This window comes from Polynucleobacter sp. AP-Kaivos-20-H2, assembly GCF_018882215.1.
Lineage (GTDB): Bacteria > Pseudomonadota > Gammaproteobacteria > Burkholderiales > Burkholderiaceae > Polynucleobacter.
Window position 1 is genome coordinate 664160 of the sequence record NZ_JACVOX010000001.1, and the last position, 15938, is coordinate 680097.

Genomic DNA, 15938 nt, shown 5'->3' on the forward strand with positions numbered 1-15938 from the left:
AACCCTCAGGCTTATACTTTGAAAGACTCCAGCAACCCTTCGCTGGTGGAGGACATCAACCGTCTATCACCCACACCTAAAAAGGGACACTTTGATGAGTTGCGAGGGGAATCAGAGTCGCTACTGCCCCAATGGCAAACTTTTTTTGAATCTCTTGGCCCCTCTGGGTTAAGCGATCTTGATCAACGTACTCAAGAACTCAACAGGCAGATTCGGGATAACGGCATTACGTATAACGTCTATGCCGACGAGTTTGGTCCGCAGCGCCCTTGGTCAGTAGATTTATTCCCGCTCCTCATTAGCCCCGATTCTTGGCAAAAAATTCAGTCTGGAGTTTTGCAGCGAGCGCGTTTACTCGAAGCCATTATGGCGGATGTGTATGGGCAGCAAAATTTGTTGAAGGAAGGATGGATTCCTCCAGCATTAATTCATGGACATCCTGGTTACTTGCGCTCCATGCATGGTGTCGAGCTGAAGAATAGAAAATATCTTCACATCATGGCTTTTGATTTAGCCAGAGCACCCGATGGATCATGGTCAGTACTGTCGCAACGCACCCAAGCACCTTCTGGTCTGGGGTATCTTTTGGAAAATCGCAATCTGATTGCAAGGCAATTTCCCAAAGCATATGAGCTCATGCAGATTGCCCCACTAGCAAATGCCTATAGAGACTTAATCGATGCATTGAAGCTTGAAAGTCCGGCAGGTGCTAATGCCCATATTGCCCTCCTTACCCCGGGACCTTATAACGAGACCTACTTTGAGCACGCCTATCTCGCTCGTTATCTTGGCCTAACTTTGGTTGAGGGTGGTGACTTAACCGTACGCGACCAACATTTGTTTTTGAAAACGGTACGCGGTTTAGAGCCTGTACATATTTTGCTCAAGCGTTTGGATGATGAGTTTTTAGATCCATTAGAACTGCGCTCTGATTCGACTCTAGGCGTCCCCGGTCTATTGCAAGCGATACGCGCTGGTAATGTTGTACTGGCAAATGCTCCTGGCTCAGCTTTCCTAGAATCCCCCGCTCTACTGGGATTCTTGCCGTCGATTAGCGAGAGACTTTTAAATGAAAAAGTGCAGCTTCCAGCAATGGATACCTGGTGGTGTGGTGAACGCGCTGCACTTGAGGCTGCCATTCCGAATTTAGGGCATAGCGCCATTAAGCCGACGTTTCCGAATGGCACAGGTCATCAAAGTTACGAATCCGCTTTAGGCTGCGATCTAAATCAGGCTCAGTTAGATGAATGGGTGGGCCGCATTACTAGGCAACCCGATGAGCACACTGTACAAACCTACATTCCATTGGCACAAATGCCAACCTGGTTAAATGCCTTTAACCTCAATGATGCGTCTTTGATTGAGCCCCACTCATATATGTTACGAGTCTTTGCCCTGAGTGATGGTTCTAATAGCTGGCAAGTATTACCAGGTGGACTTGCCCGTATCGCCAGCACTGATTCAGGTATTGCTTCTATGCAACGGGGCGGTAGTAGTGCAGATGTATGGGTTCAAAGCCCACAGCCCTCCCAAGAGCAAGAACAACAACCACAGCACCCGATTCAAACCACTGAAAAAGTAATGCGTAAGCGCTTGGTTACCAGCCGCGCTGCCGAGAATCTCTATTGGTTTGGGCGCTATACCGAGCGCAGTGAAAATATTCTGCGCTTAGCCAAGCTTTATCTTGAAAATATTAATAGCGAATACACCCCTTCCCGTTCATTGTGGTCTTGGCTAGAAAACCTATGTCACTACTACGGACTTGTGCCTGAAGGGGTACCAAGTAACTTTGATCAGAGTGATATGCGTCACCGAATTTTTGAGCGCACTTTAATTAACTCTCTCAATGCCAGCGACAGCGTCACCAGCGTGGGCTATAACCTGAATGCCATGAAGCGCACAGCCTCTAATGTAAGGGAACGACTCTCCCCGGAACAGTGGAGCACTATCAATCATTGCATTGAGCAATTTCAAGCTGATTGCCATAAAGCCAATACCTTTAATGATTTTTCTGCCTCGCTCGCTATCGACGCTTTAAATGGTGCGAGTAGCTGCTTAGCGGCGATCACTGGCGCTCAAACTGACCGTATGACACGTGATGATGGCTGGCAGCTACTTTCAATTGGCAGATATATCGAGAGACTTGCCTTTCTGACAAACGCATTAGATTCAGCCAGCGTTTCTGGCTTACTTAATAATCCAAATGCAGACAGCTCAGGTTATACAGCTCTACTCAATTTATTTGATAGCACTATCACCTTTCATGCACAGCACCAACAAAGTCGCGAGATGGCCCCTTTAATTAGCTTACTAGTGATGGATGATGAAAATCCACGTTCCCTGGCCTGGGTTAGCAAAGCGCTCCGCGCCAGACTCTCTAAACTTGCGGGCACCGAGCGAAATAACCCGGATGAGTTAACTCGTAGTGTCATTAATCTACTAGATTACGACCTATATACCTTATCGACTGCCGATGGGTTTGGCAATCTCTCTAACCTGAGAAATTGTTTGAGCAATTGCTCGCAATCTGCCTGGAATGTTTCAGATGCAATTAGCGCACGCTATTTCAACCTGATTCACTCTAATGAATACAGCATCCAAATGTAATGCGCTAATTATGTTGCTAGAAATTACCCACGATACCCGCTACGCTTATGATCCTGATGTTGAGATTGCACAGCATTTTGCTCACCTCAAACCAGCAGATCTAGAAACACAACGGGTATTAAAGTCCGAAGTTCAGGTGAGCCCGAGGCCTTCTTGGAGTGAAGAGAATATAGATAGCCATGGAAATGTTTGCACCTTCTTTTCTTTGCAGAATAGGCACAGCGAATTACTCATCACAGCCAAGTCGCTGATCGAGACTACAGCTACTGAATATGGCCCTAAGCCCCAGGAGACTGCACCCTGGGAGCTGGTACGCGAATACTTCCGCTATCACTCCAATACCCAATGGGATGCTGCCTCAGAATTTCTATTTACATCTCCATTCATTACTTTGAGACCAGAGTTCGCAGAATTTGCGAGGGCTAATTTCACAGCTGGTAGGCCCATATTAGATGCGGCAATTGATTTGATGAAACGTATCTATAGTGAATTCCATTACGTTAGTAAAAGCACCGACATCAACACCCCTACACTAGAGGCGCTAAATAAGCGTGAGGGTGTATGCCAGGACTTTGCACATATTTTGGTTGCATCGCTTCGCAGTATCGGCATTCCAGCAAAATATATGAGCGGCTACATTCTGACCAATCCTGCGCCTGGTCAAGCAAGACTCATTGGCGGAGATGCTTCGCATGCCTGGGTGTCGGTTTATGTTCCCAGCATGGATGAAAACGGTATTTTAGGTAAGGGCATTTGGTGTGATCTAGACCCAACTAATAATCGCTGGGGCTACGGAACTCCTGGGGAAGATTATGTTCACTTGGCCCAGGGAAGAGATTACTCCGATGTCTCCCCTATCCGCGGCGTCATTCATGGCGGAGCAGACCATACGCTTGATGTAGCTGTAACGGTAATGCCTATCAATCCCTAAGGATCGATAGAACCCCCAAGCTACTGCACTCTTCCAAAAAAATAAGCTGCTACTTTTTTAACTTAGCTAATGCCATAGCCATGGCGTTGTTAATAGGTGCGGCCGACCTTCTATCTTCCTGTGGTTTTCTGTTTTCTGTTGACCTAGGGCGATTGGTGGCTCTTTGCTCAGTTTTGGCTCCTGCCTTAGCACTCTCCTTTGGGGCTTCATCACTCAAGCGCATCGTTAATGCAATACGCTTACGCTTTTCGTCCACCTCTAGCACTTTGACTTTCACAACCTGCCCCGCTTTAACAACACTATGCGGATCTTTTACGAAGGTATTAGATAAAGCAGAGATATGCACCAAACCATCTTGATGTACACCAATATCCACAAAGGCACCAAAGGCGGCAACGTTAGTCACTACGCCTTCTAAAATCATATCCGTTTTGAGATCGCTAATTTTTTCGACACCATCTTTAAAAGTTGCAGTAGTAAATTCCGGACGTGGATCTCGACCAGGCTTTTCTAATTCTTTAAGAATGTCAGTCACGGTGGGTACACCAAACTGACCATCAGCATACTTTTCTGGTGAAAGTGACTTCAGCAAGCTAGCATCACCAATCACTTCTTTCACACTTTTCTTAATATCCTTCAGAATTTTTTCTACCAAAGGATAAGACTCAGGATGAACTGCAGAAGCATCTAATGGATCATCGCCATTCATGATGCGCAAGAATCCAGCAGCTTGCTCATACGTTTTATCGCCGAGTCGCGGAACACTCTTTAGATCAACTCTCGATTTAAATGCACCCTTGCTATCGCGATAGGCCACTATTCCCTCAGCCACTGTTGAGCTTAAACCGGAAACCCTTGCTAGCAATGGGGCTGAAGCAGTGTTCACATCAACACCGACAGCATTCACGCAATCCTCAACTACTGCGACTAATGATTTAGCCAACTGAGTTTGCATGACGTCGTGCTGGTACTGACCTACGCCAATTGATTTAGGATCAATCTTCACTAACTCAGCCAAGGGATCTTGCAGTCGACGTGCAATCGATACCGCACCACGGAGCGATACATCCATACCTGGTAATTCTTTTGAGGCGTATTCAGATGCAGAGTAAACAGAGGCACCCGCTTCAGAAACAACAATCTTGGTGAGTTTGAGTTCTGGCTTAGCCTTAATCAGTTCTTGGGCTAATTTATCAGTCTCGCGAGATGCAGTACCGTTACCAATCGAGATTAAGGTGGCATTGTGCTTCTCAGCTAATTTAGCCAAGACATCCAATGAACCAGCCCAATCATTTTTTGGTTGATGCGGGTAAATTACTTCGGTGTCCACTACTTTTCCAGTAGCATCCACTACGGCCACTTTCACACCAGTGCGCATGCCGGGGTCAAGGCCGATAGTGACTCTTGGGCCAGCAGGCGCTGCCAGCAAGAGGGCTTTAAGGTTGCGAGCAAATACATTAATCGCTTCAGTTTCTGAGCGCTCACGTAGTGCTGTCATTAGCTCTGACTCTAAATGCAGTGAGCACTTAATGCGCCAAGTCCAGCGAACCGTATCGGCTAACCAAGCATCGGCGGGTCGCCCCTCGTTTTTGATCTTGAAATGATTGGCGATCCGGTTTTCACAAGGATTGTGAGGAGAATCCCATTTTGGCTTTTCTTCTTCAGAATCTAGGCGCAGGTTGACCATTAACATCTGTTCCCGACGACCTCTAAATAAAGCTAGGGCACGATGCGATGGAATGGCTTTAATCGGCTCAGAGTAATCAAAGTAATCAGCGAACTTCTCTCCCTCTTGCTCTTTACCAGAAATCACTTTGGCTTCGACTACACCATGATCTTGCAAGTACTCTCTAAGAGATTGCACCAATGCTGCATCTTCTGCAAAGCGCTCCATCAAAATTTGACGTGCGCCTTCAAGCGCAGTCTTGGTATCCGCAACGCCAGGATTATCTGTTCCATCGACCTGAAACGCATCCTTCAGATACTTTGCAGCCTCTGTTTCAGGATCGAGCTTGGGGTTATTGAGCAGATCATTTGCCAAGGGCTCTAAGCCAGCCTCTAAAGCAATTTGCGCCTTAGTCCTTCTCTTAGGTTTATACGGCAGGTAAAGATCCTCTAAGCGAGTCTTATCCTCTGCCAACATAATGGCTTTCAGCAACTCTGGCGTCATCTTGCCCTGCTCCTCAATGGAAGCAACGATTGTTTTGCGGCGATCCTCTAGTTCACGAAGATAGCTAAGACGTTCTTCCAATAAACGTAACTGCGTATCATCCAAGCCACCGGTAGCTTCTTTACGATAACGAGCGATAAATGGTACGGTAGCGCCCTCATCCATCAGAGCTATAGCAGCAGCTACTTGAGCCGGTTTAGCAGCAAGTTCTTGGGCAAGGCGTTGTTCAATTGATGGCAGCATGTATATCTAGTTTTATTTATTTAACTTATAAATGATTAATTTATAGTTTTGATTTCAATGAAGAACAAAAGCCACCCGGAGGTGACTTTTGTTGTGAAGCTGGAAAAGAGCTTACTCGCGGGATGCTTTCTTACGATCATGCTCTTTCAAGTGGCGCTTACGGATACGAACGCTTTTCGGCGTTACTTCAACCAACTCATCATCACTAATGAATTCAACCGCATATTCCAAGGTCAAATCAATTGGTGTTACCAAGCGAACTGCTTCGTCAGTTCCAGAAGAGCGAACGTTGGTTAATTGCTTACCCTTAATTGGGTTAACAACCAAGTCATTGTCTCGACTATGGATACCAATAACCATTCCCTCGTATACAGGATCACCATGACTAACAAACATACGACCACGATCTTGTAACTTCCAAATAGCGTAGGCAACTGCTTCACCATCATCTTGACTGATCAATACGCCATTATGGCGTTCACCCAAGATGCCATCTTTCGCTGGAGCATAAGAATCAAATGTGTGACTCATCAAACCATTGCCGCGAGTCATGGTCATGAAGTCACCTTGGAAGCCGATCAGACCACGTGCAGGAATGCGGTACTCAAGACGGGTGCGGCCTTTGCCATCACTCACCATATCTTGCAACTCACCCTTACGCTTACCCAAATCTTCCATCACAGAACCTTGAGTGGCATCTTCAACGTCCACCGTTAAGTTCTCATACGGCTCCATTTTGACGCCATTCTCTTCATGAAAGACAACGCGTGGACGGGAAACTGCCATTTCATAGCCTTCACGACGCATGGTCTCTACCAAGATAGTGAGATGCAACTCGCCGCGACCTGATACTTCAAATACGGTGTCATCATCAGTCTCTTTTACACGCAGAGCCATATTAGCCTTTAATTCGCGGTCTAAACGCTCACGAATTTGACGGCTAGTTACAAACTTACCTTCACGACCAGCTAATGGACTAGTGTTCACCATAAAGTTCATGGTCAAGGTCGGCTCATCAATCTTGAGCATTGGCAATGGATCTGGCTTATCAACCGCACATACTGTTGTGCCAATGGCCAAATCTTCAATACCATTGATGAGGGCGATATCACCAGCAACTGCCTCGTCAACGATTTCTCGCTCGAGACCTTTAAATTTCAATACTTGGTTGATACGGCCTTTGAATGGCGTGCCATCAGGACCGTTCATGCAGACCACTTCCATGCCTGACTTCACGCGGCCGCGACTAATACGACCAACACCGATCTTGCCAACATAGCTGTTGTAGTCAATTGAAGAAATCTGGAATTGCAATGGGCCTTCTGCGTCGTCGTCACGCACAGGAACGTGCTTCAGAACAGCATCAAACAAGGGGCGCATAGTACCTTCACGCACATCTTCTGACTCTCCCGCATAACCATTCAAGCCTGATGCATAGATCACTGGGAAATCTAACTGCTCTTCAGTTGCACCAAGTTTGTCAAACAATTCAAAAGTTGCATTGATCACGTAGTCGCAACGTGCGCCTGGACGGTCAACCTTATTAATCACAACGATTGGCTTCAAACCTAATGCCAAGGCTTTCTTGGTAACGAAGCGGGTCTGCGGCATTGGACCTTCAACCGCATCAACCAAGAGCAATACACCATCAACCATCGAGAGAACGCGCTCAACTTCACCACCGAAGTCCGCGTGCCCTGGGGTATCAACGATATTAATATGTGTACCGTCATATTCCACTGCACAGTTCTTGGACAAAATAGTAATGCCACGCTCTTTTTCCAAGTCGTTTGAGTCCATGACGCGTTCGGTCATTTTTTCATTTGAACGGAATGTGCCAGATTGGCGCAAGAGTTGGTCAACCAAGGTAGTTTTTCCGTGGTCAACGTGGGCGATGATGGCGATGTTACGAAGTGCGCGTTTAGTCATGTGAAGCTTCTTGAGTTAAAGATAAGTAAAAGGGTTATAAATAAAAATTAATTAATGAGCCTGAGAAATTAAGCGCTTTGGATGCAACACACCAGAACGCCAATCAGCAGTACCAATAAAGTTATGAGGAGCAGCAGTCGCGCGATAAATGCGAACCAATGCTTCAATGGAAGGTAAGTTCAGAGGTACACGCTGCCCCATCTCAAGACGTTTAGCTTGTTGCTCATCCACGGTTAAGTGCGGCAATGTTTGCAGCAAGGCATCCACAGGCAATATGTAGTTAGCGCTATTTTGCAAGCCGCTTTGAATTGATTCAAGCGTAAACGACTGCTCAAGATTCAGATGTCCTACTTCGGTGCGACGCAAACCCACTAAATGGGCGCCACAACCTAAAGCATTTCCAATGTCTTCAGCCAATACGCGAATATAGGTTCCTTTGCTGCAGCTGACTTCTAACGTAGCTTCTGGCCAAGCAATTTCAGTCCAACGAATGGAGTGAATTGTAATATCTCGTGGAGTGCGCTCTAACTCGACACCTGCACGCGCATATTCATATAAAGGTTTGCCATCACGCTTGAGTGCGGAATACATTGGCGGCACTTGAGATATCGGCCCCGTAAATTTTGGAAGTAAAGCATCTAATGCAGCTTTGATTTCAACTACGCTTGAAAATGCAGGTAAAGGTAATTCTTCAATGGTCAGACCTTCTGCATCACCAGTATCGGTACGCGAGCCAAACTTCACTCTTGCGATGTAGGTCTTATCAGCCTCAAGCAGGTCTTGTGAATATTTAGTTGCCTCACCTAAGCAGATAGGCAATAGGCCAGTCGCCATTGGATCCAATGTACCGGTATGGCCGGCCTTGTCAGCATTAAAGGCGCGCTTGACTGCAGTAACGGCACCCTGTGAACTCATTCCAGCAGGTTTATCTAGCAGCACTACGCCGTCGATCCGTATTGACATGAATTATTTAGTCTCATCTCTATGGTCGCTGCTGCGATCACTATCAACGGCCTGATCGATCAATCGAGACATTTCTATGCCATGCTCTACTGAGCTGTCATAGTGAAAATGTAAGGTAGGAACCGTGTGAATATGCAAACGCTTAAACAAGAGTGAGTGCAAATACCCGGCTTTTTCTTGAAGCGCTTTTAAAGCATGCTCAGGCTCAGCACCCAAAACCGTAAAGAACACTTTGGCATGGGCCAGATCCGGTGTGAGCTCAATACTTTGTAAAGTAATCAAGCCTAAACTCGGACTGCGCAATTCACGCGGAATAAGTTCGGCCAGGTCTCGCTGAATTTGATCGGCGAGACGCTGGTTACGATGCGGGCTAGTTTTATGCATATTGCTTAGAGTGAACGTGCAACTTCAGTAACTTCAAATACCTCAAGCTGGTCACCTTCTTTAATGTCGTTATAGCCTTTTAATGACAGGCCGCACTCGACACCAGCTCGAACTTCTTTAGCATCATCTTTGAAGCGCTTGAGAGAGTCCAGTTCGCCAGTCCAAACAACAACGTTGTCACGCAAGAGACGAACACTAGATGTGCGCTTGATAATTCCATCAACCACCAAGCAACCCGCAATCGCACCCACCTTAGATACCAGGAAGACTTGACGAATCTCAACGAGACCAGTAATTTCTTCTTTCTTATCTGGAGTCAACATGCCGCTCAATGCCAATTTCACTTCATCCACTGCGTCATAAATAATGTTGTGATAACGAATATCCACACCATTGTTTTCAGCTAACTTACGAGCAGCGGCATCCGCACGGGAATTAAATCCAAAAATAACCGCTTTAGAAGCAACTGCCAAGTTGACGTCGGTTTCAGTAATGCCGCCAACGCCTGCGTGAACAATTTGTACCTTCACCTCTGGTGTAGAAAGCTTCATCAAAGACTGTGCCAAAGCTTCTTGAGAACCTTGTACGTCAGCCTTAATAATCAACGGTAACAACTTAGCTTCAACAGCGCCTTCTTCCATGTTTTCCATCATGGTTTCAAGCTTGAATGCCTGCTGTTTCGCTAACTTCACATCACGGAACTTGCCTTGACGGAACAATGCGATTTCGCGAGCTTTACGCTCATCAGGAACTACCTGTACTGACTCGCCAGCTGCAGGAACATCTGCTAAACCTTGAATTTCTACTGGGATAGATGGGCCGGCTTCGTTACATGGCTTGCCGTTTTCATCCAACATAGCGCGTACGCGTCCGTAAGTTGAGCCCGCCAACAACATATCTCCACGTTTGAGTGTGCCTGATTGAACCAATACAGTTGCTACAGGACCCTTACCCTTATCCAAACGCGCTTCAATGACTAAACCTTGAGCTGGCGCGTCTTTAGGTGCCTTCAATTCCAAGATTTCAGCTTGCAAGAGTACGTTCTCTAGCAAGGCATCAATGCCCTCACCAGTTTTTGCGGATACGGGAATAAATGGCACATCGCCACCATATTCCTCAGGAACCACTTGCTCTGCAACCAACTCAGTTTTGACGCGCTCAGAATTGGCTTCTGGCTTATCAATCTTGTTAATTGCCACAACAATTGGAACGCCACCTGCAAGCGCATGGTGAATCGCTTCTTTTGTTTGCGGCATTACGCCGTCATCTGCCGCAACAACCAAGATCACAATGTCCGTTGCCTTAGCACCGCGAGCACGCATTGCCGTAAAGGCTTCGTGACCCGGAGTATCTAAGAAGGTAATCATGCCGCGTGGAGTTTCCACATGGTATGCACCAATGTGCTGAGTAATGCCGCCAGCCTCGCCGGTAGCTACTTTAGCTGCACGAATCTTATCGAGCAAAGAAGTTTTACCGTGGTCAACGTGGCCCATTACTGTAACGACCGGAGGACGTGGCAATAACTCTGCATCATGACCAGCAGTACCAAGGTCCAAATCTGGATCATCTAATTTTGCAGCATGAGCTGTATGGCCCATTTCTTCTACGAGAATCATTGCGGTATCTTGATCAAGCACTTGATTGATGGTGACCATCTGGCCCATACCCATCAGCAACTTAATCACTTCAGCACTCTTCACTGCCATTGCATGAGCTAACTCAGCAACAGTTATAGTTTCTGGTACGTGAACATCACGCACTATAGCTTCTGTAGGCACTTGGAAGTTGGTATCTACGTTCGCTTCAGCAATTTGACGCTGCTTCTTACGTCCACCGCCTGAGCGCCAACCGCCAACACCACCAGAAGAATCTCCGCGTGTCTTTAGGCCACCAGGTTTCTTAGCGCCTTCTTCTTGCCAAGTGGATGATGTCTCAGAAGATTTAATAGTCTTGCCACCAACTTTGGCAACAGCCTTCTTCTTATCGTCAGCACCTTCAACTTTTGCAGGTTTGTGCAAAGTACCTTTTTTCGCCTCTTCAGAAGCAATTTCACTTGGTGCTTTGAGAACACGCGCAGGATTGCTCATCATGTCGCGAATCGCTAAAGCTTCAGCTTCAGCCGCAGCACGACGAACACGAATATCTGCTAACTCTTTTTCTTTACTAGCTGCTAAATCTTTAGCTGCTTTATCTGCTGCTGCCTTTTTCTCTGCAGCAGCTGCGGCGGCAGCAGGCGCTGCATCTGCAGGCACTTCTTCTTTAGCAATTACCGGGGCTGCAACTTCTTTTTGACGCGCTTCTTCAGCGGCCTTCATTTCTGCTTCTTGACGAGCCAATAACTCAGCCTGGCGTGTTGCTTCAGCTGCGCGTTTCTCTAATTCCTCTTCAGAAATTATGGGTTTAGATGGTGCCACTGGAGCAACTGGTTTAACTACTGGAGCCGGAGCCTCTTCAGGCGCCTTATCACCGGCCTTTACAAGTACACGCTTTTTACGAACTTCAACCTGTACGGTGCGAGTACGTCCAGCAGAATCCGCTTGACGAATTTCTGAGCTCTCACGTTTGATTAAAGTAATCTTTTTGCGAGCGCCCGCATCAGCACTGCCATGAGCTTTTTGTAAATGCTCAAGCAGGACAGTTTTGTCCTTTTCGGTAATGCTATCGTCCTCAGAACCTTTTTCGATACCGGCCGCCTTCAACTGCTCCAAGAGGTCTGGCGCGGTACGTTTTAATTCTTTAGCGAGTACTTTTACTGTTGTTGCCATGCACTACTTCCTCTCATGAAGTAAACCAATGTTCGCGCGCTTTCATGATGAGCGTTTTCGCAGTTTCTTCGTCAATTTGTGTCGCCTCAACTAGCTCATCAACAGCTAATTCAGCAAGGTCGTCACGGGTATGTACTTGATTGTCAGCAAGTTTAGCAATCAGCTCTGTAGTCATTCCTTCTAGGGAACGCAAGTCTTGTGACACTTCGCCGATACGCTCTTCTTTTGCCAACTCCATAGTTAACAAAGAATCACGAGCGCGGGTACGCAACTCATTCACAGTATCTTCATCAAATGAATCAATCTCTAACATTTCAGAGAGTGGTACGTAGGCCACTTCTTCTAATGTGTTGAAACCTTCTTCAATCAAAATATCAGCCACTTCTTGGTCTACGTCTAACTTGTCCATAAACAATTGACGTACAGAAGAAGCTTCTTTTTCTGTTTTCTCAGCAGACTCTTCAGGAGTCATGATGTTGATCTGCCAACCAGTCAAATCACTCGCCAAACGAACGTTCTGTCCACTACGGCCAATCGCGATTGCTAAATTTTCTTCATCAACCACCACATCCATTGCATGACGCTCTTCATCAACCACGATTGATGAAACCTGAGCTGGAGCCAAAGCACCAATCACAAATTGGGCTGGATCTTCAGACCACAATACGATATCTACTGCTTCACCAGCAACTTCATTGCGAACCGCGGTAACACGGGTGCCACGTACGCCAACGCAAGTGCCAATTGGATCGATGCGCTTGTCATAAGTAATGACTGCAATTTTTGCGCGGATACCAGGATCACGGGCAGCGCCTTTAATCTCCAATAAACCCTGCTCCATCTCAGGAACTTCATTCTCAAATAACTTAATCAAGAAATCTGGGCAAGTACGAGAAAGCTCAATCTGAGGGCCACGTGCTTCACGATCCACCTTAAGGATGTATGCGCGAACACGATCGCCAGAACGTAAGTTCTCTTTCGGAATCATTTGATCGCGGCGGAGCAATGCTTCAACACGACCAGACTCAATAATCAGGCCATTCTTGTCTGCCCGTTTGACGGTACCGGTCATGACTTTTTCGCCACGCTCAAGGTAGTCGTTCAAAATCTGTTCGCGTTCAGCGTCACGAATGCGTTGCAAGATCACTTGCTTAGCAGCTTGTGCACCGATACGACCAAACGCTAAAGATTCGATTTGCTCTTCGATGTAGTCACCAACTTCCATGTCGGCGAGTTGCTCTTGGGCTTCAAATTGCAGAATCTCTTTGTCCGGCTCTTGCAAACCAGCTTCATTGGGCACAACCAACCAGCGACGGAAGGTTTCGTATTCACCAGTTTCACGATCAATCGCAACGCGGATATCCACATCTTCTGTAGCGTAACGCTTCTTAGTCGCAGAGGCCAAAGCCATCTCCAACGCTTCGAATACGATAGCTTGATCAACGTTCTTTTCACGCGCTAACGCGTCTGCCAACATGAGAACTTCTCGGCTCATGACTTTCTTCCTTTGAAATCAATAACAGGGACCAACCGAGTCTTATCGACCTCGGCTAAAGAGAACTCCAATTGAGAGGGCTGACCATCAGCACCCTCAAATACCAAACCAAACTTTGCATCTGGTGAATTCAATTCACCACTCAGCAAACCTTGCAACTCACCACGAAAATTCTTGCGACCGCCAACTGCCACGCGCAATTTCAAATCCACTTGCATTCCAGCAAAGCGCTCATAATCAGCGGCACTTTTCACTGGACGATCCAATCCTGGAGATGAAATCTCTAAACGCTCATATGGAATGTTTTCAACTGGCAAGGTGTAACTCAACTGATGACTCACCTTCTCGCAATCCAAAACAGATATCAAGCGTTCGTAATCTGGGTTTTCAATCGTGACGCGCAGCAATCCTCCGGCTTCACGCTCTATCTCCACTAGCGTGTAACCCAAGTTTTCCAGCTCTGCAGAAATAACCTGCTGATCCTTCACGACACCCCTTCATACCAAAATGGCAAAAAAAAATGGGCTTCAAAGCCCATATTCTCGAAATTCAGAACAGGCCGACTTACGTTGATCGCAACATCAGTCGGTAACTACTAAAAACAGCAGAATCCTGCTGTAAGACCAAAATTATAGCCTATTTGGCAGAAAACTGATACAAATCAGAAGCTTTCGCCCGGATTACGGGGTTTTCTAGGTCCTTTATTGAAGGGTTTGCGCCCTTTTGGTGCGCTTCGTTTAGGCCCATTTCCAGGACTCTGGGAGTTGCCCGTCACAAAAGCAGACTGCCCGTGGTGAACTTTGCTGCCTTTAGTGCGGTTTTGACCCTGACCACCCTGTCCGCCTTGCCCACTGCGACCGCCTTGGCCACCCTGTCCAGGTCTGCCGCCTTGAGTGCGACCCCGAAAAGGTCCACGCCCTTCGCCAGAACCACTGCCGCCACCAGGTTTTCCACCTCTACCCTGATGCGTTAGGCCGTTATGGCCACTAGCAAGGGTTAAAGCATCACGGGACCCCCAGTAAGAAACGGAGGTTTGCATTGGATCCGGCTGGAAATCTTCTCCAACTGGACGACGATCTCGATTATTAGGATTAGGGCCACGGCCCTTATCTTGCGGCTGTGGCATTTTTATACCAGCAGACTTCATCAAGTTATAGATGCCACCAGCTTCAATCTCTTCCCATTTGCCACGACGTAAGCGTGGAGGTAGCAAGAAAATGCCGTAACGAGTTCGGATTAAGCGAGATACCGTATGACCAACTGCTTCGAACATACGACGCACTTCGCGATTGCGACCCTCACTTAATGCAACGTGATACCAACGGTTAGCGCCTTCGCCGCCGCCCATCGCTAGGCGCAAGAATTTAGCTTGACCATCATCGAGCGTAATGCCACTCTTTAAGAGCGAAGTATTTTCTTGACTCAAGTCACCTAATATACGCACGGCGTATTCACGCTCGACACCGTAACGGGGATGCATTAAGCGATTTGCTAACTCACCAGAAGTGGTGAACAACAAAAGACCTTCGGTATTAAAGTCCAATCGACCTACCGCGATCCAGCGTCCTTGACGCGGTTTAGGTAAACGATCGAATACGGTTGGACGACCTTCTGGGTCTGACTGGCTAACGATCTCACCTGCCGGCTTGTGGTACATGATCACGCGCGGCGGCTTAGTCTGAATCTTGCGATGTACAGGCTTGCCATTGATACGCACTTGGTCTGTTGGCCCAATACGCTGACCAATATGCGCTGGTAATCCGTTAACTGATACGCGCCCTTGAATAATCAAGTCCTCCATATCGCGACGGGATCCCATACCAACATCAGCTAATACCTTGTGCAACTTAACGGTATCTTCATCATCTGCATCATCATCTAAACCATCGAGGTCAGACCACACTTCATCACGCAAACTGAGTGGGAGATCATCAACGTTCGCAAACTGCAGACTACTCATTTCCTCATCGGTTGGCGCATCTGAATCTTCATCTTCTCGTGAGCGTTGTGCACGTTGCGCGCGACGCTCTGCACCAGTTTGATGAGATACCTCGTTCTCATTCACACCATCAGGATTTTTTAATTCCTCAACTTCAGGAGCATCTAAAGCCGCGTCAAACTCACCAGAGACAACTGAAGCAAACAAAGCCTCACTCTCAGCTGGATTGGGAGCTAATTTAGAAGATTGGTTATTGCCTTGATTGTTACCGCCTTCGCGCGGACCATTAGCATCACCACCTTCACGACGTGGCCGATCTTTATTGAATGGGCGCTTCTTATTAAATGGGTGTTTACTGCCTCCGGCACCTTGGCGGCGCGGGCGACGTTCACCACGCTCTCCACCTTCAGACTTTTGGCCATCGGAGTTCGATGGTGCAGCGTCTGCATTTGAAGGGGTTGCCGATGGATTTACTACCGGGGATGAATCGTTTTCGTTAGAGCTTGTCATTA

Annotated in this window: 10 protein-coding genes; 2 read left to right on the top strand and 8 right to left on the bottom strand. The window is 47.2% G+C overall.

Annotated features, from left to right (window positions below; all coding sequences use genetic code 11):
- The first annotated feature begins 18 nt into the window (after positions 1–18).
- Both ICE89_RS03395 and ICE89_RS03400 read left to right on the top strand, forming a co-directional pair.
- Entirely contained in the window at positions 19–2607 is a 2589-nt protein-coding gene (locus ICE89_RS03395; RefSeq protein WP_216861939.1) for a circularly permuted type 2 ATP-grasp protein, read from the top strand.
- A complete protein-coding gene (locus tag ICE89_RS03400; RefSeq protein ID WP_255558645.1) occupies positions 2585–3538 on the top strand; it encodes a transglutaminase family protein in 954 nt (317 codons plus the stop codon). Before ICE89_RS03395 ends, ICE89_RS03400 begins: the two co-directional genes overlap by 23 nt.
- Positions 3539–3587: 49 nt before the next feature.
- On the opposite strand, the gene ICE89_RS03405 is transcribed toward ICE89_RS03400, so the two are convergent.
- The 8 genes from ICE89_RS03405 to ICE89_RS03440 all read right to left on the bottom strand — a co-directional run bounded on the left by ICE89_RS03405 (position 3588) and on the right by ICE89_RS03440 (position 15936).
- Complete coding sequence (locus ICE89_RS03405) at positions 3588–5951, bottom strand: Tex family protein (protein ID WP_216264857.1); 2364 nt, start codon at positions 5949–5951, stop codon at positions 3588–3590.
- Between the two features lie 111 nt (positions 5952–6062).
- Positions 6063–7880, bottom strand: a complete 1818-nt coding sequence (gene typA, locus ICE89_RS03410; protein ID WP_072583488.1) for a translational GTPase TypA — start codon at positions 7878–7880, stop codon at positions 6063–6065.
- Positions 7881–7931: 51 nt separating this feature from the next.
- Entirely contained in the window at positions 7932–8843 is a 912-nt protein-coding gene (truB, locus tag ICE89_RS03415) for a tRNA pseudouridine(55) synthase TruB (protein WP_216262074.1), read from the bottom strand.
- A 3-nt stretch (positions 8844–8846) separates the two neighbouring features.
- A complete protein-coding gene (gene rbfA / locus ICE89_RS03420; protein WP_216262076.1) occupies positions 8847–9227 on the bottom strand; it encodes a 30S ribosome-binding factor RbfA in 381 nt (126 codons plus the stop codon).
- A gap of 5 nt (positions 9228–9232) precedes the next feature.
- Complete coding sequence (infB, locus tag ICE89_RS03425; RefSeq protein ID WP_216264858.1) at positions 9233–11992, bottom strand: translation initiation factor IF-2; 2760 nt, start codon at positions 11990–11992, stop codon at positions 9233–9235.
- 13 nt (positions 11993–12005) lie between these two features.
- Positions 12006–13487, bottom strand: coding sequence for a transcription termination factor NusA (gene nusA / locus ICE89_RS03430; RefSeq protein ID WP_215320118.1), 1482 nt, complete (start codon positions 13485–13487; stop codon positions 12006–12008).
- Entirely contained in the window at positions 13484–13975 is a 492-nt protein-coding gene (gene rimP, locus ICE89_RS03435; protein WP_072583483.1) for a ribosome maturation factor RimP, read from the bottom strand. The genes nusA and rimP overlap by 4 nt, the downstream gene beginning before the upstream one ends.
- Positions 13976–14148: 173 nt before the next feature.
- The gene (locus tag ICE89_RS03440; RefSeq protein WP_216264859.1) at positions 14149–15936 is read right to left on the bottom strand and encodes a pseudouridine synthase; all 1788 of its coding nucleotides are present in this window, start codon (positions 15934–15936) and stop codon (positions 14149–14151) included.
- Positions 15937–15938: the final 2 nt, after the last annotated feature.